This is a genomic window from Arthrobacter bussei, from assembly GCF_009377195.2.
GTDB classification, from domain to species: domain Bacteria; phylum Actinomycetota; class Actinomycetes; order Actinomycetales; family Micrococcaceae; genus Arthrobacter_D; species Arthrobacter_D bussei.
This window is the reverse complement of sequence record NZ_VJXX01000005.1, coordinates 107,528-127,396: the sequence shown is the minus strand read 5'-3', so window position 1 is coordinate 127,396 and position 19,869 is coordinate 107,528. Positions and strand designations below refer to the sequence as shown.

The 19,869-nt window shown below is 70.2% G+C and carries 19 protein-coding genes and 1 riboswitch; of the genes, 7 read left to right on the top strand and 12 right to left on the bottom strand.

From position 1 onward, the window contains the following. Positions 1 to 2 precede the first annotated feature (2 nt). From FNH21_RS13830 to FNH21_RS13820, 3 genes are all read right to left on the bottom strand, one after another. Positions 3 to 1,286, bottom strand: coding sequence for a deoxyguanosinetriphosphate triphosphohydrolase (locus FNH21_RS13830; protein WP_152816665.1), 1,284 nt, complete (start codon positions 1,284 to 1,286; stop codon positions 3 to 5). 62 nt (positions 1,287 to 1,348) lie between these two features. Then, positions 1,349 to 2,698, bottom strand: coding sequence for a tRNA dihydrouridine synthase DusB (dusB, locus tag FNH21_RS13825; RefSeq protein WP_422108786.1), 1,350 nt, complete (start codon positions 2,696 to 2,698; stop codon positions 1,349 to 1,351). Next, the gene (locus FNH21_RS13820; RefSeq protein WP_206687063.1) at positions 2,695 to 4,242 is read right to left on the bottom strand and encodes a YibE/F family protein; all 1,548 of its coding nucleotides are present in this window, start codon (positions 4,240 to 4,242) and stop codon (positions 2,695 to 2,697) included. The genes dusB and FNH21_RS13820 overlap by 4 nt, the downstream gene beginning before the upstream one ends. Positions 4,243 to 4,478: 236 nt before the next feature. Here FNH21_RS13820 and FNH21_RS13815 point away from each other — a divergent pair, with 236 nt between their 5' ends. The 3 genes from FNH21_RS13815 (at position 4,479) to FNH21_RS13805 (ending at position 7,022) form a co-directional block, all read left to right on the top strand. After that, on the top strand, positions 4,479 to 5,213 hold the full coding sequence (locus tag FNH21_RS13815) for an alpha/beta hydrolase (protein ID WP_338403290.1): 735 nt from the start codon (positions 4,479 to 4,481) through the stop codon (positions 5,211 to 5,213). Positions 5,214 to 5,394: 181 nt separating this feature from the next. Then, positions 5,395 to 6,204, top strand: coding sequence for a DUF1295 domain-containing protein (locus FNH21_RS13810; protein WP_152816663.1), 810 nt, complete (start codon positions 5,395 to 5,397; stop codon positions 6,202 to 6,204). A 32-nt stretch (positions 6,205 to 6,236) separates the two neighbouring features. Further along, the gene (locus tag FNH21_RS13805; protein WP_241743264.1) at positions 6,237 to 7,022 is read left to right on the top strand and encodes a lysophospholipid acyltransferase family protein; all 786 of its coding nucleotides are present in this window, start codon (positions 6,237 to 6,239) and stop codon (positions 7,020 to 7,022) included. 8 nt (positions 7,023 to 7,030) lie between these two features. On the opposite strand, the gene FNH21_RS13800 is transcribed toward FNH21_RS13805, so the two are convergent. Together FNH21_RS13800 and FNH21_RS13795 are read right to left on the bottom strand one after the other, a co-directional pair. Next, on the bottom strand, positions 7,031 to 7,942 hold the full coding sequence (locus tag FNH21_RS13800) for a GNAT family N-acetyltransferase (RefSeq protein ID WP_152816659.1): 912 nt from the start codon (positions 7,940 to 7,942) through the stop codon (positions 7,031 to 7,033). Further along, positions 7,942 to 9,330: a glycine--tRNA ligase gene (locus FNH21_RS13795; RefSeq protein WP_152816657.1), complete on the bottom strand. Its 1,389-nt coding sequence runs from the start codon at positions 9,328 to 9,330 to the stop codon at positions 7,942 to 7,944. The genes FNH21_RS13800 and FNH21_RS13795 overlap by 1 nt, the downstream gene beginning before the upstream one ends. A 289-nt stretch (positions 9,331 to 9,619) precedes the next feature. Here FNH21_RS13795 and FNH21_RS13790 point away from each other — a divergent pair, with 289 nt between their 5' ends. After that, positions 9,620 to 11,245 carry a M28 family peptidase gene (locus tag FNH21_RS13790; RefSeq protein ID WP_152816655.1) on the top strand — a complete coding sequence of 542 codons (1,626 nt, stop codon included), beginning with the start codon at positions 9,620 to 9,622 and terminating at the stop codon, positions 11,243 to 11,245. A gap of 86 nt (positions 11,246 to 11,331) precedes the next feature. Here the strand turns inward: FNH21_RS13790 and FNH21_RS13785 are convergent, their stop codons facing one another. Further along, complete coding sequence (locus tag FNH21_RS13785; RefSeq protein WP_191931987.1) at positions 11,332 to 12,294, bottom strand: DMT family transporter; 963 nt, start codon at positions 12,292 to 12,294, stop codon at positions 11,332 to 11,334. A 40-nt stretch (positions 12,295 to 12,334) separates the two neighbouring features. Between FNH21_RS13785 and FNH21_RS13780 the strand changes: the two genes are divergently transcribed. Continuing rightward, a complete protein-coding gene (locus FNH21_RS13780; RefSeq protein WP_055772707.1) occupies positions 12,335 to 12,562 on the top strand; it encodes an RNA-binding S4 domain-containing protein in 228 nt (75 codons plus the stop codon). A gap of 98 nt (positions 12,563 to 12,660) precedes the next feature. Here the strand turns inward: FNH21_RS13780 and FNH21_RS13775 are convergent, their stop codons facing one another. After that, on the bottom strand, positions 12,661 to 13,341 hold the full coding sequence (locus FNH21_RS13775; protein WP_152816653.1) for an alpha/beta hydrolase: 681 nt from the start codon (positions 13,339 to 13,341) through the stop codon (positions 12,661 to 12,663). A 146-nt stretch (positions 13,342 to 13,487) separates the two neighbouring features. On the opposite strand from FNH21_RS13775, the gene FNH21_RS13770 reads away from it, so the two are divergent. Continuing rightward, entirely contained in the window at positions 13,488 to 14,306 is an 819-nt protein-coding gene (locus FNH21_RS13770) for an SGNH/GDSL hydrolase family protein (protein ID WP_152816759.1), read from the top strand. A 228-nt stretch (positions 14,307 to 14,534) separates the two neighbouring features. Here FNH21_RS13770 and FNH21_RS13765 read toward each other — a convergent pair whose 3' ends face one another. The 3 genes from FNH21_RS13765 to FNH21_RS13755 form a co-directional block, all read right to left on the bottom strand. Next, positions 14,535 to 14,777 (bottom strand): hypothetical protein, encoded by a 243-nt coding sequence (locus tag FNH21_RS13765; protein WP_055772713.1) that lies wholly within the window; start codon positions 14,775 to 14,777, stop codon positions 14,535 to 14,537. Between the two features lie 138 nt (positions 14,778 to 14,915). Then, on the bottom strand, positions 14,916 to 16,055 hold the full coding sequence (gene metX, locus FNH21_RS13760) for a homoserine O-acetyltransferase MetX (protein WP_338403289.1): 1,140 nt from the start codon (positions 16,053 to 16,055) through the stop codon (positions 14,916 to 14,918). Between the two features lie 6 nt (positions 16,056 to 16,061). Next, positions 16,062 to 17,378, bottom strand: a complete 1,317-nt coding sequence (locus tag FNH21_RS13755; protein ID WP_152816651.1) for a bifunctional o-acetylhomoserine/o-acetylserine sulfhydrylase — start codon at positions 17,376 to 17,378, stop codon at positions 16,062 to 16,064. A gap of 81 nt (positions 17,379 to 17,459) precedes the next feature. Further along, positions 17,460 to 17,576: riboswitch (SAM riboswitch) on the bottom strand. 242 nt (positions 17,577 to 17,818) lie between these two features. Here FNH21_RS13755 and FNH21_RS13750 point away from each other — a divergent pair. Then, positions 17,819 to 18,460: a VOC family protein gene (locus tag FNH21_RS13750; RefSeq protein WP_152816649.1), complete on the top strand. Its 642-nt coding sequence runs from the start codon at positions 17,819 to 17,821 to the stop codon at positions 18,458 to 18,460. Between the two features lie 89 nt (positions 18,461 to 18,549). Here the strand turns inward: FNH21_RS13750 and FNH21_RS13745 are convergent, their stop codons facing one another. Together FNH21_RS13745 and FNH21_RS13740 are read right to left on the bottom strand one after the other, a co-directional pair. After that, the gene (locus FNH21_RS13745; protein ID WP_152816647.1) at positions 18,550 to 18,855 is read right to left on the bottom strand and encodes a DUF1540 domain-containing protein; all 306 of its coding nucleotides are present in this window, start codon (positions 18,853 to 18,855) and stop codon (positions 18,550 to 18,552) included. A gap of 141 nt (positions 18,856 to 18,996) precedes the next feature. Then, positions 18,997 to 19,860 carry a CPBP family intramembrane glutamic endopeptidase gene (locus FNH21_RS13740; RefSeq protein ID WP_152816645.1) on the bottom strand — a complete coding sequence of 288 codons (864 nt, stop codon included), beginning with the start codon at positions 19,858 to 19,860 and terminating at the stop codon, positions 18,997 to 18,999. Between the last annotated feature and the right edge of the window lie 9 nt (positions 19,861 to 19,869).

The window sequence follows — 19,869 nt, the reverse complement described above, 5'->3', positions numbered from 1 at the left end:
TCCTACCAGAGGGCGGGGACGGGACCGACGATCCGCTCGTGGAGCCCGAGGGCAGAGGCATCGGTGAGCGATGCCACCTGGTCGATCACGACGCGGAGACGGGCGTCGTCATCGGGGGCCTCGCGCCAGTCCGCGGCGAACATGGGCTCGAGGTAGCGGTCGCCGTCGGCGTGGATCTGGGCGACCAGGGACGCGAGGATCTCCCGCTGCCGCTCGTACAGCGGCTGGCGATGGTCCGTGGTCATGACGTAGGTGGTGGCGAGGCCCTTCATCACCGCGATCTCCATGATGGTCTCCTCGGGCACCACCATCTCCGCGTTGTAGCGCGTCAGCGGGTCAGGTCCGTAGATGGAGCGTGTGGACTGCATGGCGCTGAGGCAGAAGCGGCCGATCAGCTGGCTCGTCATGTTCTTCAGCGCGGCCATGGACCGGCGGGTCCCGTCGGCCTCCCGCACCCACACGGGGGTCCGCTCGAGGCGGGACAGCGCGGCGTCGACGGCGGCAGGATCACTGCCGGGCAGGTACCACTGCTGCGTGTAGCCGACCACGCGTGCCCGGGCGTCGGCACTGTCCATCCACCTGAGCTGCAGGTGCCCCGCGACGATCGCGTCCTCGACGTCGTGCACCGAGTAGGAGATGTCGTCCGCGAGGTCCATCACCTGCGCCTCGACGCACGACCGGCCCTCGGGTGCACCCGCCCGGAGCCAGTCGAAGACCGGGAGGTCGTCGTCGTACGCGCCGAACTTGGTGGTGCGCCGGCCGCTGATGACGGGCGCCGAGGCCGCGGTCCAGGGGTACTTGCACGCCGCGTCGAGGCTCGCGCGGGTGAGATTCAGGCCGGCGGGGCCGCCGTCGGCCTGCAGGACCTTGGGCTCGAGCCGGGTGAGCAGGCGCAGGGTCTGGGCGTTGCCCTCGAAGCCGCCGATACCGTGCGCGATGTCGTTCAGCGCCGACTCGCCGTTGTGGCCGAAGGGCGGGTGGCCGAGATCGTGGGCGAGGCAGGCGGTGTCCACGATGTCCGGGTCGCAGCCGAGGGTACGCCCGAGTTCACGGCCCACCTGCGCCACCTCGAGGGAGTGGGTGAGGCGCGTGCGGACGAAGTCGTCCGTGTCGGGCGCGACCACCTGCGTCTTCGCACCCAGCCGGCGGAGCGCGGAGGAGTGCAGCACGCGGGCCCGGTCACGTTCGAAGTCCGTGCGGTGGGAGCTCTTCGGCGGCTCCTCGACCCACCGCGCGGTGTCCGCGGCGGTGTAGCCGGTGGTGGAGGCCGGTTCGGTGAAGCTCATGATGCCTTTCTAGCGCAATTACTCGGAGGACGCCCGCGGGATCGGCGCGTGTGGAGGATCGGTCAGCCGCCGGAGACGTCGAGCTCGGCGGCAGCGATGTCAGCCTGCTGCGCCGCGTTGAGCACGCGACCCTCGAGCCAGTGCTCGGGCAGGGCGGTCCTCTTCGGCGATCCGGCACGGCCGCGCGGTCCCTCCGCGTCCTGGCCCGGGTAGGGCGAGTCGTGATCCAGCTCGGCGAGGAGGCCGCGTAGCACCTCGAGGGTGGGGACGGTGGCGAGCCTGGCCCGAAGGTCCCCACCGACCACGTACCCCTTGAAGTACCAGGCCATGTGCTTGCGGATGTCCCGCAGGCCCATCATCTCGCTGCCGAACGTCTCGACGAGGAGTTCGGCGTGCCGGTACACCGTGTCCGCGACCTGGCCGAGGCCGGGACGGTGCCGCGTCGAACTGCCCTCGAAGGCGTTCATCAGGTCCCCGAACAGCCAAGGCCGGCCCTGGCAGCCGCGACCGATGACGACGCCGTCGACGCCGGTCTGACGCACCATGCGGACGGCGTCCTCGGCGCTCCAGATGTCGCCGTTCCCGAGGACGGGGATGTCCGGAAGGGCCTCCCGCAGTTCGGCGATGGCGTTCCAGTCCGCCTGCCCCGAGTAGAACTGGGACGCCGTGCGTCCGTGCAGGGCGACGGCGGCCACGCCGCTGTCGCGGGCGATCTTCCCCGCCTCGCGGAACGTCAGGTGGTCCTCGTCGATGCCCTTGCGCATCTTGATGGTCAGCGGCACGTCACCCTTCGACGCCTCGCGGACCGCGGTCTGCACGATCCCCGTGAAGAGATCGAGCTTCCAGGGAAGCGCCGCTCCCCCGCCCTTGCGGGTGACCTTCGGGACCGGGCAGCCGAAGTTGAGGTCGATGTGGTCGGCGCGGTCCTCCTCCACGAGGAGGCGCACGGCTGCCCCGACGGTCTTCGGGTCGACGCCGTACAGCTGCACCGAGCGCACCTTCTCGTCGTCGTCGTGGGAGATGATGCGCATCGACTCGGGGGTGCGCTCGACGAGCGCACGGGAGGTCACCATCTCGGAGACATAGAGACCGCCGCCGTACTCGCGGCACAGCCGGCGGAAGGCCTTGTTGGTGATGCCGGCCATGGGGGCGAGGATCACGGGCGTGTCCACCGTGATGTTCCCGAGCGTCAGGGGCGGGAGGTCGAGTCGCAGGGCGGCGTCGGCCGGGTCGTGCGGCGCGGCGGCCGGCTCGTCGGACGAATGGGCACCGGAGCGGGCGGGGCGGGTGGAAACTGCAGTCACCCCTCCATTGTCGCAAGGGGCGGCAAATCCGGATTCCGGCCCCGGCCGGACCGCCGGGAGCGCGGACGCCCGCTTCGCGGCCGAAGCCTTGCGCCAGCCCCGCGTCATTCCGCTCCCTCCCTCTCCTGCTCCGGCTCGTCCGCCTGACGGGCACGGCGGGCGCGGCGTTCGCCGAGCGCCACGAGCCGTTGGCCGGGCGCGAGCGTCCCCGCTCCGTCGGTGGCGAGGACCGCGGGCGTCACCCCGCCGTGGTGCCTGGTGCCGTCGTCGGACGTGCCACCGTGGCGGGTGCCGTCGTCAAGGGCACCACCGAGCCGGGCGTCGTCGGAGATGCCGTCGACGGTGTCGTCCTTGAGGCTGCCGTCGGGAGTGCGGCCGGGAGTGCGGCCGGACGGGTCTCCGTCGAGTCCTCCGCCGTTGCGCCCTCCCCCGTGACCGCGTGCGGCCCGCGGCCCGACGGCCTTGACCACGAGCACCGCGATCAGGGTGGTGAGCGGGATGGCGAGCACGAGCCCGATGGACCCGACCAGGGTTCGCACCACCTCCTCGGCGAGCTCGCCGCTCGTGAGCGTGTCGAGGAGCGGGCGGTCGTAGAGGGAGACGAGGATCAGGATGGGCAGGGCCGCCCCGGCGTAGGCGAAGGCGATCGTGTAGACGGTCGAGGCGATGTGGTCGCGGCCGATCCGCATCGCGGAGGCGAAGAGGCGGCGGCCGGAGGTGTCCGGCGCGAGCTCGTGCAGTTCCCAGACCGACGACGCCTGCGTGATCGTGACGTCATTGAGCACACCGAGGCCGGAGATGATGAGGCCGCACAGGATGATCGACGAGATCGACAGGTTGTCCGAGGCGTTCACCAGTGTGTAGGCGTTCTCGTCCCCGACCCCCGTGAGATGCGCGGCATCCGTGGCCCATGCGGCGAGGAGCGCCGTCACCGCCAGCCCGAAGACGGTACCGAGGAGCGCGGTGGAGGTCCGCGCGGAGAACCCGTGCGCGAAGTACAGGACGCCGTACATGATCGCCACCGAGCCCACGAGCCCGAGCAGCAGCGGGGGCGCCCCCTCGAGGAGGCCGGGCAGGATGAACTGCGCGAGGATCACGAGGGCTCCCACCAGGCCGACGATGGCGCGCAGCCCCCGCCAGCGGGCGACCGCGATCACGACGACGGCGTAGAGCACCGCGAGCGCGACGATGGGGACCGACCGGACGAAGTCCACGAAGACATAAGGCGCGGCACCGCCCTGCATGACCTCGGACAGGTCCAGGTACCGGATCTCGTCACCGGCCCCGACGGCGTCCGTCCGCGCCAGTTCCGGCGTGACCTCGACGGGGATCAGGTCACCGCCGAGGGCGGGTTGCGTGTAGGCGACCGTGCAGGTGAGGGCCGTCCCGCCGGCGTCGACGGTCGCCTGGGAGGACGGGCAGTCCGCCTCGGCGACCTCGCGGACGGTGCCGCGGTCGAAGCTGACGCCGTCGGCCGTGGCGTACGGATCGGCGACGGTCAGGGAGCCGCGGTCGCCGCTCGGCCAGAGCAGCACCATCGCGACGAGGGTCAGCACGCCGATGGGCACGAGGATGGCCGCGAGCAGGAGGGTTGCGCGGCGGCGGGTGGCAATCGCGGATGCGGACGGCTCCGAACTCCCCGTGGCGCTCATGGCGTGCGGGTGGCTGTGGCCCACGGAACTCCTCCGGCTGGTCGGTACGGCTGGGCGGTGCGAGGGTTCGGCAGGCACGACGGCGTCGCGCTGCGGCCCGTACGGATTCTACGCAGGAGAACATGGGAGGCTGGGACGGCAGCGCCGGGGAGACCGGGGACGGTGCAGGCTGCCCCGTCTGCCACCGCAGGACCGACAGCACGAGGACGACCCTCCGGGGTGTGAGAGGACGGAACGTGGCAGCGCAGGCATCACTCCCCGCGAGGGACAGGGACCCGATGGTCTCGACCGGCGGCGCGGACTCCGACGTGCGCGGGGTTGCACTGGTCCTCCACGGGGGCAGGGCCAGCAGCTTCGACGCGGTGCAGTCCCAGCACCTCAGTCCGCTGCGGATGCGCCCCTTCGCGGCGCGCCTCGCCGCCGACGGCGGGAGGCACGGACTCGCGGTGTGGACGCTCCGCAACCGGGTACGCGGCTGGAACGGCGCCGACCAGTCCGCCCTGAAGGACGCACGCTGGGCCCTCGCGCGCATCGCGGCCGAGTATCCCTCGCTGCCGGTCTACCTCCTCGGCCACTCCATGGGCGGCCTCACCGCGCTCTACGCCGCGGACCATCCACAGGTGCGCGCCGTCGCAGCCCTGGCTCCCTGGCTCGAACCCTCCAGTCCGGTGGAACCGGTGCGGGGGCGGGACGTCCTCATCATGCACGGGGACACGGACCGGTGGACCAGCCCGACGTCGTCGCTCTCCTTCGCGCGGCGGGCGGTGGGCGTCGCCGAGGACGTCCACTACGTGCGGATGCTCGGCGCCGGCCACTTCATGTTCCGGACCGTCCCCGTCTGGCACGGCCTCAGCACCTCATTCCTCCTCCGGCGCTTCGCCGAGGACACGGGAGCAGCCGTCGCCCCCGCCGTCCTCGGGCGCTCGGACCTGCTGTGCCGATCGTCCGACCCACTCGGCGTGACGGCGTGACCGCCTGACCTCTCGACATGACCGCATGACCGCATGACCGCATGAGAACGACTCCGCTTCCCACGGCTGCCCCTGCCATCCCGCGACGACCCCGCAACGACCCCGCGACGACCCCACCACGACCCCGCCACGACCCCACGACGACCCACGACGACCCCGCCACGACCCATCGAAGGTGCCCATGACCGACTTCCCCCTGTCCGCGTTCCTCGTCGGCCTGCTGCTCTCGATCGCGGGGGTCGTCGTGCTGATGGCCCTGACCTTCGCCGTGGCCACGGTGCAGAGGCGGCACTCGGTCATCGACGTGACGTGGGGCCTCGGCTTCGTGGTCGTGGCGGTCATCACCTTCCTGGCCTCTGCCGGCGAGGGCGACGACGGCCGCCGCGTCCTCATGCTCGTCCTCGTCGCCGCCTGGGGCCTCCGCCTCGCCGGGTTCATCGGCTGGCGGGCCCGCGGCGGCGAGGAGGATCCGCGCTACGAGGAGATGCTTGCGGATCCCCCCGGCTCGGCAGCCGTGCTCGCGCTGCGGAAGGTCTACCTGCCCCAGGCCGGGGTCATGCTCTTCGTCTCGCTGCCCATCCAGGTCGCCATGGTCAGCACCGGCACCCTCGGGCCACTCGCGTGGATCGGCGCGGCCGCGTGGGCGGTGGGATTGTTCTTCGAGGCCGTCGGCGACCAGCAGCTCGCGTCCTTCAAGAACGATCCCGCCCGTCGGGGGACGGTGCTCGACACCGGCCTCTGGCGCTACACCCGCCACCCCAACTATTTCGGCGACGCGATGGTGTGGACGGGTCTGTTCCTCGTCGCGGCCGACTCCTGGCCGGGAGTCCTGACCGTCCTGTCCCCCGCGCTGATGTACTGGGCCCTTGCCAACAAGACCGGGAAACCGCTGACGGAGAAGCGTATGTCCGCCCGGCCGGGGTACAAAGAGTACATCGAGAGCACGAGCGGGTTCTTCCCGCTCCCGCCGAAGGCCGGAAGAGGGATCTGAGCATGGGATGGAAGCCGCGGCAGAGTGACCGCATGTACCGGGCAGTGGTGTACGCGGGCAAGTCCGTGTTCACGGCGCTCCGCCTGCCCGTCAAGGTCACGGGAACCGAGAACCTGCCCGCCTCGGACCCGCTGAACGGGCGCTCACGCCGCGCGGTCCCGGGTCACGGCGCGGTCGTCGCCATCACGCACTTCGGCTACCTCGACTTCGCGTTCGCCGAACTGGTCCTGTGGAACCATGCGCGCATCCAGGCCAGGTACATGATCTCCAAGCGCGCCGCGGAGCACTGGTTCGTGAGTCCGTTCGTGCACGGGCTCGGGCACGTCATCACGGACCGGACGGCGGGAGCGGAGGCGTACGACGACGCGCTGGCGAAGCTGCGCGCCGGTGAGTACGTCGCGATCCTGCCGGAGGCGGGGGTGTCACGGAGCTACACCGTCCGGGCCCTGAAGACCGGTCCTGTGCGGCTGGCCGCGGAAGCGGGAGTACCCGTGATCCCGATCAGCGTCTGGGGTGCGCACCGACTGCTGACCCGCGGGCACGGCTTCTCGCTCAAGCGCGCCTGGCGGTCACCGATCCGCCTGCACATCGGCCCGCCCATCCACCACTCGCCCGGCGTCGACGTGGCCGAGGAGACCGAGCGGCTGCGGCGGGAACTGCAGGACGGCATCGAGACCTGCATCGCCGACTTCCCGGTCCCGCCCGAAGCGGGCGCCTGGTGGATGCCGGCGCACCTCGGTGGCGGCGCGATGACCGAGGCAGAGCGCGACGCCGCCGATGTGGCCGACAAGAAGGCCGGGAGGCACAGCCGGGGCTGACGCCCCGGTCAGGCGGTTGCGACGACCAGCGTCTCGGGTCCGGCGAGCTGCGCGGCGCCCGTGGCGAGCAGGGGCTCGACGACGGCGACGAGGGCCTCCATGGCGTCGTCGACCTCCAGCTGGATGGGGTACTGGTGCACCAGCATCGCGATCATCGTGGCCACCGCGGCCTGCTGCTCCGCGGGCGGGAGCGAGGTGTCGTAGCCGAGCAGCACGTCCGCGGGGTCGTCCGTGCGCGCCTGCGTGTAGCTGACCGCAAAGGTCGCGATCGCGCCGCCGTCGGCCTTCGGCCGGTCCCGGAGCACGATCGCCCCGCCGGCTCCGCTGGCATCACCGAGGAAGAGCTGCTGGGCCCTGCCGAGGCTGAGCTCGGCGCGGTCCCAGACATGGACGGACTCGTAGAAGGCCGTGAGCGCCCGGGTGAGTTCCACCGATCCGGTCGCCGCCTCCTCCAGTTGGGGACCCGCGGCGTCATCGAGCGCTGGGGCGGCGAGGGCGCCGGGCCCGATGACGACGAGCCGCGAGCGCTGCAGCGCGCCGAATCCGGTGGCCTGCGCGAACGCCGCCCCGGTGGTCCCCGGCGTCACCTTCGACCGGAGGGCCGTGATGCCCGACGGCGACGCCGCGGCCTCGTGCTGGAGCATCGTGAGGAGCGTGGAGCCGACGCCCGTACGCCGGTGGTCCGCCGCGACCTCGATGTAGCACCAGAGCCTGTCGGGGTGCAGTGCCGCACCGTAGACGCAGCCGGCCGCGACGGGCACGCCCTGGTCCACCACGGTGATGCAGCGGTTCCAGGGCTCCTCCGCCGGCGGCCTGAAGGACCCACGGAACTGCTCCGACGTCGCGGATTCGGGGCCACCCCAGAGCTGGATGAGCTCGAGGTCGTCGCCCTCCTGCCAGGCGCGGTACTCGAGGGCCATCAGGCTCCGATCAGGCGTGCGGCGAGGTATCCCTGCACCTGGTCGAGGGACACGCGCTCCTGCGCCATGCTGTCACGCTCGCGGATGGTGACGGCCTGGTCATCGAGCGTGTCGAAGTCCACGGTGATGCAGAAGGGAGTCCCAATCTCGTCCTGGCGCCGGTAGCGGCGGCCGATGGCCCCGGCGTCGTCGAAGTCGATGTTCCAGCCCTTGCGGAGCTGCGCGGCAAGGTCCTTCGCCTTCGGGGACAGGTCCTCGTTGCGGCTGAGCGGCAGCACGGCGGCCTTGACCGGGGCGAGGCGGGGGTCGAGCTTCAGGACGGTGCGCTTGTCCACCCCGCCCTTGGCGTTCGGCGCCTCGTCCTCCGTGTAGGCGTCCACGAGGAACGCCATGAAGGAGCGGGTGAGGCCGGCCGCGGGCTCGATCACGAAGGGCGTGTAGCGCTCGTTGGTGGCCTGGTTGAAGTAGCCGAGGTCGGTACCCGAGTGCTTCGAGTGCGTCGAGAGGTCGAAGTCGGTGCGGTTCGCGATGCCCTCGAGCTCTCCCCATTCGGAGCCCTGGAAACCGAAGCGGTACTCGATGTCCGTGGTGCCCTTGGAGTAGTGGCTGAGCTTCTCGAGGGGGTGTTCGAAGAGGCGCAGGTTGTCCGCCCTGATGCCGAGATCGGTGTACCAGGCGAAACGCTGGTCGATCCAGTACCGGTGCCACTCCTCGTCCGTCCCGGGCTCGACGAAGAACTCCATCTCCATCTGCTCGAACTCCCGGGTGCGGAAGATGAAGTTGCCGGGCGTGATCTCGTTGCGGAAGCTCTTGCCGATCTGGCCGATGCCGAAGGGCGGCTTCTTGCGCGCGGTCGTCAGGACATTGTTGAAGTTCACGAAGATGCCCTGGGCGGTCTCGGGACGCAGGTAGTGCATGCCCTCCTCCGACGCGACCGGTCCGAGGAAGGTCTTCAGCAGTCCGGAGAACTCCTGCGGTTCGGTCCACTGGCCCTTGGTCCCGCAGTTGGCACAGGTGACGTCCTTGAGGCCGTTCTCGGGCGCGCGGCCCTTCTTCTCCTCGTACTCCTCCTCGAGGTGGTCCGCCCGGTACCGCTTGTGGCAGGAGAGGCACTCCACGAGGGGGTCGCTGAAGACGTCCACGTGGCCGGAGGCCTCCCAGACCTGCCGGGGCAGGATGACCGCGGAATCGAGGCCGACGACGTCCTCCCGGCCGCGCACCATCGTCTGCCACCACTGCCGCTTGATGTTCTCCTTGAACTCGGCCCCGAGGGGTCCGTAGTCCCAGGCCGAGCGGGAACCGCCGTAGATCTCGCCCGACTGGAAGACGAAGCCGCGCCGCTTGGCGAGCGAGATGATGGGGTCGAGTGCTGACTTGGCTGCTGCCATGGGATCTTCTCCGGTTCTCTGCAGGCCGCTGGGTGCGGTCCGCGGGTGGGGGGCGCGTGGTGCAGGCTGGTCCGCTCCCGTCGCAGGGGCGCCAGAGCTACCCGGCAAGCCTACCGGGTCGGGCCGTGGCGTCGGCGGTGGTGGCAGGCTCTGCACCCGATCGCGGAGGGGCAGGGGGAAGCCCCTTGACGTAACGGCCGAAGCTTCCTAGGTTGAGCACACTCCGACGTGTGATCCACGTCACTCCCGCGTCCGGACGGTCCGGACCGCTCGCACCCAAAGGACACCCATGCCCCGTTCCTTCGTACGCCCGCGCGCCCGCATCGGACGCTCGGCGCTGGCCCTCGCCGGCAGCCTCGCCCTCGTGGCGAGCGGCAGCTTCGCGGCCAATGCCGCGCCGACGTTCGACAACAGCACCAACAACTCCTCCAAGAAGCTTCGGACGGCGGTGACGGTCGAGAAGGTGGTGGGGCACCTCACGGCCCTCGACGCCATCGCCGAGGCCAACGAAAACACCCGCGCCTCGGGCACCGAGGGCTTTTCGGCATCCGTCGACTACATCGTGGGCAAGCTCACGGCAGCGGGCTACTCGCCGACCGTCCAGTCCTTCCTCTTTCCGTTCTTCGCCGAGTTGAGCCCCGCCGTGCTGGAGCAGTCCACGCCCGACGACGTCTCCTACGGCGCCGAGGACGTGGCCACGATGACGTTCTCAGGCGCCGGAGACGTCTCCGGCGCGATCCGCACGGTGGACACCACGGGAACAGCGAGCGCGGCCGGCACCAGTGGCTGCGAGGCCACGGACTTCGCCGGCTTCACGGCCGGCTCGATCGCGCTGGTGCAGCGCGGCGGCTGCACCTTCGCCATCAAGGCCGCCAACGCCGAGGCCGCGGGCGCAACGGCGGTCATCATCTTCAACACCGGCGTGGGCGGCAACACCGCCGCGGTCGCCGGCACGTTGGGGGCACCGGACCTCGTGGGCATCCCCGTCGTCGGAGCCAGTTTCGCCGCCGGCAACGACCTCCTGGGCGAGGGTGTCACCGGCCGTGTCGCCGTCGACACCATCTCCGAGAACCGAGAGACCTACAACGTCATCGCCGAGACCGGTACCGGGGACCCGGACAACGTGGTCATGGTCGGAGCGCACCTCGACAGCGTGCTCGCCGGACCCGGGATCAACGACAACGGGACGGGCAGCGCCGGCATCCTCGCCGTGGCGGAGGGCATGGCCAAGGTCAGGACGGCCAACAAGGTCCGCTTCGCGTGGTGGGGTGCCGAGGAGGAGGGCCTGCTGGGCGCCGAGTACTACGTGGCCGACCTCGTGGAGAAGGATGAGCTCGATCGCGTGGGCCTCTACCTGAACTTCGACATGATCGGCTCGCCGAACTTCGGCCGCTTCGTGTACGACGGCGACAACTCCGCCTTCCCGGTGGGTCCCGACGCGGCGGCCGGCCCTGAGGGATCGGGCCAAATTGAGCAGGACTTCCACGACTACTTCGCCTCGGTGGGCCTTGCCTCGGGTGAGACCGCGTTCAGCGGCAGGAGCGACTACGGACCCTTCATCGCGGAGGGCGTCCCCGCGGGTGGCCTCTTCACCGGGGCCGAGGGCATCAAGACCCCCGAGCAGGCCGCCCTGTTCGGTGGAGTGGCCGGCGCGCCCTACGACGCTTGCTACCACGCGGCATGCGACGACACGAACAATCTCAGCATCGAGGCCCTCGACCAGCTGAGCGACGCCGTCGCGCACCTGACCTTGACCTACGCGTCGAGCACGTTCGCCGTGAACGGTGCCGGCACTCCCGTGAAGGGCAAGGGCAAGAAGGACCGCTTCGAGGGCAACCCCCTCGGCGGCGGAACGGAGAGTGGCGGCGGGCTCCACCCGGAGCACGACCACGACCACGAGGTCGCGGACCGCTAGCACGACCAGCACGACCAGCACGATCGGCAGGGGCTGCTCCCGACGGGGCAGCCCCTGCTGCGTGCAGCGGGGTCAGGGGCCCGGGCTCAGGGATTCACGCGACGCGGCCAGGGCAGCGTCGTCAGGATGATGGCGCCGAGCGTCAGCAGGGTCCCTGCCACGGTCGCGAAGGCCACGATGGTCCCGGGCGCCGGGACCACGAGGTCGAGCAGGAGCGAGCCGACGAGCTGCCCGCCGATCATGCACAGACCGGTGAGAAGGACGCCGAGGCTCCGCACCAGCAGTGCGCCGAGGGCGATGAAGACGCACCCCATGGGTCCGCCGAGGTAGTACCACCACTCGGAGGGCAGGGGGTTCCCCGGTCCGGCGATCACGAGCTTGACCAGCCAGGCCGCCAGCAGGACCGCCGTCCCGGCGATGAAATTCATGAGGGTCGCGGCGAGGGGCGTGCCGTAGTGCAGGGACGCCGTGCCGTTCATGGCCTGCTGGAAGCTGAGCAGCACGCCTCCGGCGACGGGCAGCAGGACGGGCAGGAGCCAGCTGGAGACCTCGCCGGCTCCCCCGAACCGCGGCGAGACGGCCCAGACGACGGAGAGGACGGTCAGGACGACGCCGATGACGCGCATGGCGGTGACGGCCCGCTTCCCACCCGGTCCGATCCCGGCCCGGTCCACCAGGAGTCCGCTCAGCGACTGGCCCATCACGGCGGCCACGGTGAACAGGGCGACGCCGATCAACCCGATGGTCAGGGACTGCGTGAAGACGAAGAACGCACCGATCGCACCGGCGGCGATGTAGAAGGGCGGGAACCGGCGCTCACGCACCGAGGGCAGGATCTGCAGCGCACCGGCGCGTGCGGACGGCAGCGCCAGGGTGATGACGATCATCACCACGAGGCCGGTGCCGAAACTGATCAGGGCGGCGGCGATACCGTCCCCCAGGGCGGTACCGAGCGCACCGTTGATCCGGCCCTGGACGGGTACCGCGAGTCCCGCGGCGAGGGCGAGCGGAAAGCTGACGGAGGGAGGGAGCAGAGGCGCGTCGGACACCCGTACAGCCTAGTCGGGCGGCTTCCGGCATGATGGACGCATGACCGACGACTCCAGCACAGAACTGCCCATCCGGGATGACATGATCCGCCTGGGGCAGCTGCTGAAGCTCGCCTCCCTCGCGGAGGACGGCGTGGAGGCGAAGACCCTCATCGACAACGGGCTGGTGCACGTGAACGGGGAGATCGAGGAACGGCGCGGACGCCAGCTCCACCCGGGTGACACCATCAGCGTCAACGGCGAGACGGTGCGGCTCACCCGCGGCTGACGGTTCCCCGACGCGGGTGGTCCGCACCGCGCGGCTACGGCGCATCCGTCGCCGCCGGGTCGTCCCCGGTGGTCCTCCCGCCGCGTCCGGATTCGGCGTCAGCGCTTCCCGAGCACCGTCATCGCGAGGAACTCGCGGACATGGGCCAGCTCCTGCACGTTGATGCTGTGGAACATGTTCGAGTAGAGGATCTTCGTCAGTTTCGTGTGGGTGGTCAGCCAGGCATGGGTGACCTCGATCATCTCCGCAGTGATGACCTGGTCCTCCTGGTCGCGCCCCCAGAAGAACGGCGTGGGGGTCGCAGCGGCGTCCTCGTCCCGGAAGAACGCATGACCCTCCGAGGGGACGGTGAAGCCGGAGAGCCCGACGACGCAGGTGAAGTCCGCCGGTCGGTGCCGCAGGAGCGAGGTCGCCACCGCCATCCCCTGCGAGAACCCGAGGATGCTGACGCTGGTATGCACGTCGCGCGCGGTGTCGAGCCACTCCGAGACAGCACCGACACCAGCGACCACGCGCTCCACGGAGTAGTCGGCATCACGGGACAGGGGGAACCACGAGTAGCCGGGGCCCACGGCCAGCGGCGCCCGCACGGAGGCCACGGTGAACTCACCGGGCAGGTGGTCCGTCAGGCCCATGAGGTCCTCCTCGTCGGCCATGTAGCCGTGGAACAGGACCAGCAGGGGCGTACCGGCGCGCTCGGACTCGGGCCTGGACCAGAGGACCACCGGCTCCCAGGAGCGTGGCTCGGGCGCGGCGGTGCCGGAGGCGGATTCAGTCATGCCGTCCATCCTGTCACGGGGCCATCACTGCCTGCACTCCGGATGGCTGGTGTCCGACGGCCGGCAGCGGTGACAATGGTGCGGTGAGTGCAGCGAACACCGGGGGTCCCCCGCAGAGCAACGCCCAGCCCATCCCGAACGGCCCGATGATCGACCCCACCCTCAACTCCGAGCCTCACCCGTGGCATCGCTACGTGGCACTCGGGGACTCCTTCACCGAGGGGATCGGCGATCCGAACCCGGCCAGCGTCGGCGGGAACCGCGGCTGGGCGGACCGCGTCGCCGAGGAACTGGCGCGCGGCCAGTCGAACTTCGCCTACGCGAACCTCGCCGTGCGCGGGCGCCTCCTCCAGCAGATCGTCGACCAGCAGGTCGACGCCGCGATCACCCTGCGTCCCGATCTCGTCACCATCTCGGCAGGCGGCAACGACCTGCTGCGTCCGGGCGGCGATCCCGACCTGCTCGCCAGCAAGCTCGACGACGTCGTCGGGACCCTCGCCGGTTCGGGGACGACCGTGGTGCTGTTCACCGGGCCGGACGTGCGCGAGACCGTCCTCGGAAGCATCCGCTCCAAGACCGCGATCTACAACGAGAACCTGCGCACCATCGCGACGCGGCACGAGGCGGTCATCGCGGACATGTGGGCGCTCCGGCAGCTGCTCGATCCGCAGATGTGGTCCACGGACAGGCTGCACTTCTCCCCGCTCGGCCACCACACCATCGCCGCGATGGTCCTCGACACCCTCGCCGTGAGGCACACCCTCGAGCCGCTGCAGCCCAAGGAGCTGCCGGCGCGCACCTGGCGCGCCGCACGCGCGGAGGACCTCGTGTGGGCCCGCGAATACTTCGTACCATGGGTCCTGCGCCGGCTGCGGCACCAGTCCTCGGGCGACGGCGTCACCGCCAAGCGGCTCGAACCGGCACCGATCTTCGGACCGGGCATGCCGCCGGGCGCCGCGGACTAGCTCGCCGTCCGCCCCGGCACGCGGGACCGTCCGCCGCGCCTTTCTCGTCGGCCCGGGGTCCGGCCTTCCCAGCGTCCCGGCGACGACGATGACCAGCGTCCCGGAGACGACCCTTCCCAGCGTCCCGGAGACGACGATGACCGGTCGGCCGGCAGCCGACCGGTCATCACCGGCGTCCCATGGGTGCCTCATCGGCGTCTCATGGGCGCCGAGGGCGACGCCCGGGAGTCAGCTCTCGAGTGCGACCTCGCCGTTGGCGACCGCGTCCGCGCAGGCGCTGAGATCGGGCCCCGGCTTGAAGTCGACGAACTGCGGCTTGAGCTTCTCGAAGAGGAACTCGTAGACCTCGTCGCGGGACTTGCCGTCCATGGTCTCCGCCGCCTCCTTCACCGCGCCCTGCAGCGCCCGGTCGGCGTCGAGCAGGATCTTGTCGCGTGCTTCCTGGTTCCAGCCAATGGTGCTCAGTTCCATGAACAGCTCCTCTTCATCCGTCGGTGTGGTGCGCGCGGGACAGGGTCCCGGGCTTGCCTGCCGGCAATCGATAAGCAGGCTTAGCTCCCAGCCTAGGGGCAGGCACGGAGAAACCCAACAGCTGCCGCCGCGAAATTTCTACTTCGCGTAGAAGGCAGTGCGCAACTGCGCGTCGAGCTGGTGGATCTCCGTGAGGAAGGCATCGTGGCCCACCGGTGAGGTGATCGTGTGGACGGGCACCTCCCCGGGCAGCCCCGCCGCCAGGCGACGGGACTGCCCTGGGACGTACAGCCGGTCGGAGTCGACCGCCGCGACGAAGAACTGTGCCGGCGCGGCAGCGAGGGCGGCGGCGAGGCTCCCCCGGGCGCGGCCGGCGTCGTGGCTCATGAGCGCCTCCGTCAGGATCACGTAGCTGTTGGCATCGAACCGGTCCACCAGCTTCTCGGCCTGGTGGTCGAGATAGCTCTCCACCTGGTACCGCCCACGGTCGGCGGGTACCACCGCACCGAGGGGTTGCTCTGCATCCTGCTCGGCCCGGCCGAAGCGTGCCTCGAACTCCCCTTCCGAGCGGTAGGTGATGTGGGCGATGCGGCGCGCCAGCCCGAGGCCCGCATCCGGATGCGGACCGTCGTAGTAGTCGCCACCGCGGTACGCGGGATCCAGGCGGATAGCCTGCAGCTGTGCCTGGGCGAACGCTATCTGTTCGGCCGAACTGGCGGCTGTGCAGGCGATGACGGCGCACCGCTCCACGCGGTCCGGGTACATCAGGGCCCACTCGAGGGCACGCGCGCCGCCCATGGACCCGCCGAGGACCGAGTGCCAGCGGTGGATGCCGAGCTGGTCGGCGAGCAACGCCTCCGCCCGCACCCCGTCCCGGATGGTGACGAACGGGAAACGGGAGCCCCAGGGGGCGCCGTCGGGCGCCAGGCTGGCCGGCCCCGTCGAGCCGTAGCAGCCGCCCACCATGTTGATCGACACCACGAAGAAGCGGTCCGTGTCCACCGTCCGCCCGGGACCCACGAGCGCATCCCACCAGCCCTCCTCCTCGGACGCACCGCGTGCGACGTGCGAGCTGCCCGTGAGGGCGTGCTGCACCAGCACCGCGTTCGATGCCTCCGCATCCAGCTCCCCCCACGTCTCGAAAGCGAGCTGCACGTCCGGCAGCGCGCCCCCGGTCTCGAGGGCCAGGGGGCCGATCGGGGCGACGCGCAGGAACCCGTCCCCCAAGGGGCCAGCGTCGTTCCCCTGGTGCAGCGGAGCGGGAGGATAGGTGGTCACGAAGGGTCAGGCTCCTTTGGCCGCTCGGAAGCCGGCGTCGAGGTCGGCGAGGATGTCGGTGATGTTCTCGAGTCCCACGGACAGGCGGACGAGGCCCGGCCGGACGCCCGCCGTGAGCTGCGCCTCCGCGCCGAGCTGGCTGTGGGTGGTGGATGCGGGGTGGATGACGAGCGAGCGCACATCCCCCACGTTCGCCACGTGCGAGTGCAGTTCGAGCCCGTCGACGAAGCGCTTGCCCGCCTCGAGCCCTCCGGCGATGTCGAAGCTCACGATCGCCCCCGTACCGATGCGCCCGTACCTCCGGCCGCGCTCGTACCAGGGGCTGGACGGCAGGCCCGCGTAGGAGACGCGCTCGACGTCGTCGTGCGCCTCCAGCCACTCGGCGACGGCCTGTGCGTTCTGCACATGCCGCTCCACCCTGAGGCTGAGCGTCTCGAGGCCCTGCGCGATCAGGAAGGCGTTGAACGGCGAGACCGCGGCGCCGAGATCACGCAGGAGCTGCACCCGTGCCTTGAGGATGTAGGCGAGATTGGCGCCGAGCGGGCTTCCGACACCGAGGTCACGCGCGTAGACGAGCCCGTGGTAGCTCTCGTCCGGCGTATTGAAGCCGGGGAACCGCTCCGGGTACCGGGCGAAGTCGAAGTTCCCGGAGTCCACGATCACGCCCGCGATCGCGGTGCCGTGCCCGCCCAGGTATTTCGTGGCCGAGTGGACCACGATATCCGCGCCCCACTCGATGGGCCGGATGAGGTATGGGGTGGAGAGCGTGTTGTCCACGATCAGCGGGAGCCCGTGCTCGTGGGCGACACCGCTGATGCCCTCGAGGTCGAGGACGTCCTGGCGGGGATTCGAGACCACCTCGCCGAAGAAGAGTTTGGTGTTCGGGCGGACCGCCGCCCTCCACTGCTCGAGATCGTCCGGGTCCTCCACGAACGTGGTGTCGATCCCGAATTTCTTCAGCGTATGTCTGAACAGGTTGTACGTACCCCCGTAGAGGCTCGGGCTGGCGACGATGTGGTCCCCCGCCTCGGCGATGTTCAGCACCGCGAAGGTCTCGGCGGCCTGGCCCGAGGCGAGGAGCAGCGCACCGACGCCACCCTCGAGGCTCGCGATCCGGGTCTCCACGGCCTCCTGCGTCGGATTGCCGATCCGGGTGTAGATGGGCGCGAGCTCGGTGAGCGAGAACCGGTTCGCAGCACTCTCGGCGCTCGGGAACACGAACGAGGAGGTCTGGTAGATGGGGAGGGCCCGGGCCCCCGTGGCTGCGTCCGGCACCTGGCCGGCGTGGATCTGGCGTGTCTCGAAAGACCAATCGTCGGACATGGTGCTCCCTGTCGGTAGGGGCCCTGCGATCTCCGATGCTCCCGCCGACGTTCTCGGCTCCGGGAGACCGGGCACCGCAGGAGCCCGCGCTTGAACGACGCCGAACCGGCGCCGGACCTGGTCTTCACCCGGGGCACCCCACCGCGGTTGGAGGGTTGCCGGCCAGCAAGCCGGGGCTTCGTGCTGGCACTCATGACCTGCACCCATGAAAACGTATGGAAGCCTGTCCGGCAACCCGTGTGACCCTCCGTTAAGCCGGCACGAACCGTCGCCCGAGGTGCCCCCTCCGGTTCCCGGCGGTGCCTCGCGCCAGCATCCGGCCCACCGCCGCTGTGCTCCGCGGCCTCCCTGGACGGCGCTCCGACAGGGCCGACGGGCGATGTCCACGGGTAAGGCGGTCCTAAGTCGAGACGTGCATCACTTAGTGCCAAAATAACCGCATGCGCCTGGACCACGTCTCTTATGCCTGTGAACCCGATGGACTTGCCGCGACTGCTGACCGGATCTCGGCCCGGCTCGGCATGGAGCCCGTGAAGGGCGGTGTGCACCCGCGTTTCGGCACCCGCAACATGATCTTCCCGCTGGCCAACAGCCAGTACCTCGAGGTCGTGGAGGTGCTGAACCACCCGGCGTCGGACAAGGCGCCCTTCGGCCAGGCCGTCCGCGCCCGGTCCGAGGCCGGCGGCGGCTGGATGGGCTGGTGCGTCGCGGTCGACGACCTGGGCCCGTTCGAGGAGCGCCTCGGCCGCAGCGCCGTCCCCGGGAACCGTAAGTTCCCGGACGGCCAGGAACTGACCTGGCAGCAGATCGGCATCAGGGGCCTCATCGCGGACCCGCAGGTCCCCTACCTCCTCCGCTGGGACGAGGGCACCGAGGATCTCCACCCGTCCAAGGCACGCCCGGCGTCGGTCAAGCTCGACTGCCTGACCATCGCGGGGTCCTCCGAGCGCGTGACCGAGTGGCTCGGCACTGCGGTCGAGGAGACGCTCGACGGCGTCCAGGTGCAGTGGATCGCCCCGAACGGCACCCCCGGCATCATGTCCGTGACGTTCGAGACCGGCGAGGGACGCGTCGAGATCTGAGAGCTCGCGGCGATGCGGACACGGAGAAGGACCGGACTGTCGTCCGGTCCTTCTCCTTCTTGACGGCCGTTGTCGACCGCCGCAACTGGTCAGGCGTGCGTGTAGGTGAGGCAGTCAGCGGCCTCGGCGCCCGGACCCACTTTCACGGCCGGTGCGCTGCAGAGGAGATCGTGGTTGAAGCTGCACTCGGAGCGCTGGCAGGCACCGACGTGCGCGAGCATCTTCGGCAGCCCGCCGCTGATGGACGTGTCGATGAACGTGGCGCAGGAGGCGTGCTCCTCGCTGCCCGACACCGTGATGGCGACGGCGGTGCAGCCGTCGTGGTTGAAGGAGCAGTTGTGGACACTGCACTCGGAGACGCTGGTGACACTGGGGGCACTCGGGGCGCTGCTCATGATTCCTCCTGGCTGGTCCGGTGGGGTCCCTGTCGGAGCCGCCGTTGTCTGTGCCGGATGAAGTGAGCATAAACCCGCAATTAGCGGATAATTTAGTCATGATTTGTGCGCGCAAATGAACAAAGGGAAGCCTTTCTTTATTCAGCCGCCAATTCCGATGGCCGGTCCGATGAGCGCGAATCCGACGAAACCGGTGATATCGATGAGCGCGTGCGCGATCACCAGCGGCATGACACGGCGCGTGCGCGTGTAGAACCAGCCGAACAGCAGACCCATCAGGACGTTGCCGATGAAGGGGCCGAAGCCCTGGTACAGGTGATAGCTGCCGCGCAGGAGTGCACTGCTGACGACGATGGCGGGCGTCGACCATCCGAGCTCGCGCAACCGGATGAACAGATACCCCACCACGATCACCTCCTCCAGGACGGCGTGCCGCACCGCGGACAGGACGAGCACCGGGATGGTCCACCAGTAGGCGTCCAGCGCCGCCGGGACGAGCGCGGTGGTGATGCCGAGCGCCCTCCCTCCGGCGTAGACGCCGAGCGTCCCGACGCCGATGATCGCCGCGAGCCCGACGCCGAAACCCACTGTCCGCAGCGGTTTCTCGAACGTGAACCCGAGCCGGCGGAAGGCGGAGACCCCGTGACCGCCGAGGAGGTAGAGGACCAGGGCCACCGGCACCAGCGCGAAGGCGATGTTCAGGAGCTGGTACGTGAGATCGAAGTACTGGCGGTCGTTGAGCACCGGGTTCAGGGTGGTGGTCTGGGCGGCGAGCGGCCCGCGGGTGAGCTTCTCCGCGAGGTTGACGATCGCGTAGACGCCGGACTGCCCGAGTGAGAGTCCGAGGACGATGAGCAGCTCCGCCCTGATGCGGCGTCGAGGAGCGGAGGCCGGCCCCGACGTGGGCTCGGGCGTGCCGCCGGTCCCGGATGCACGTGGTCCGGACCGGGACGTGGACGGTGGACCGGGCTGCAGGTGTGCGGAGGAGGGAGGATCCGGATGCATGGCGTCATC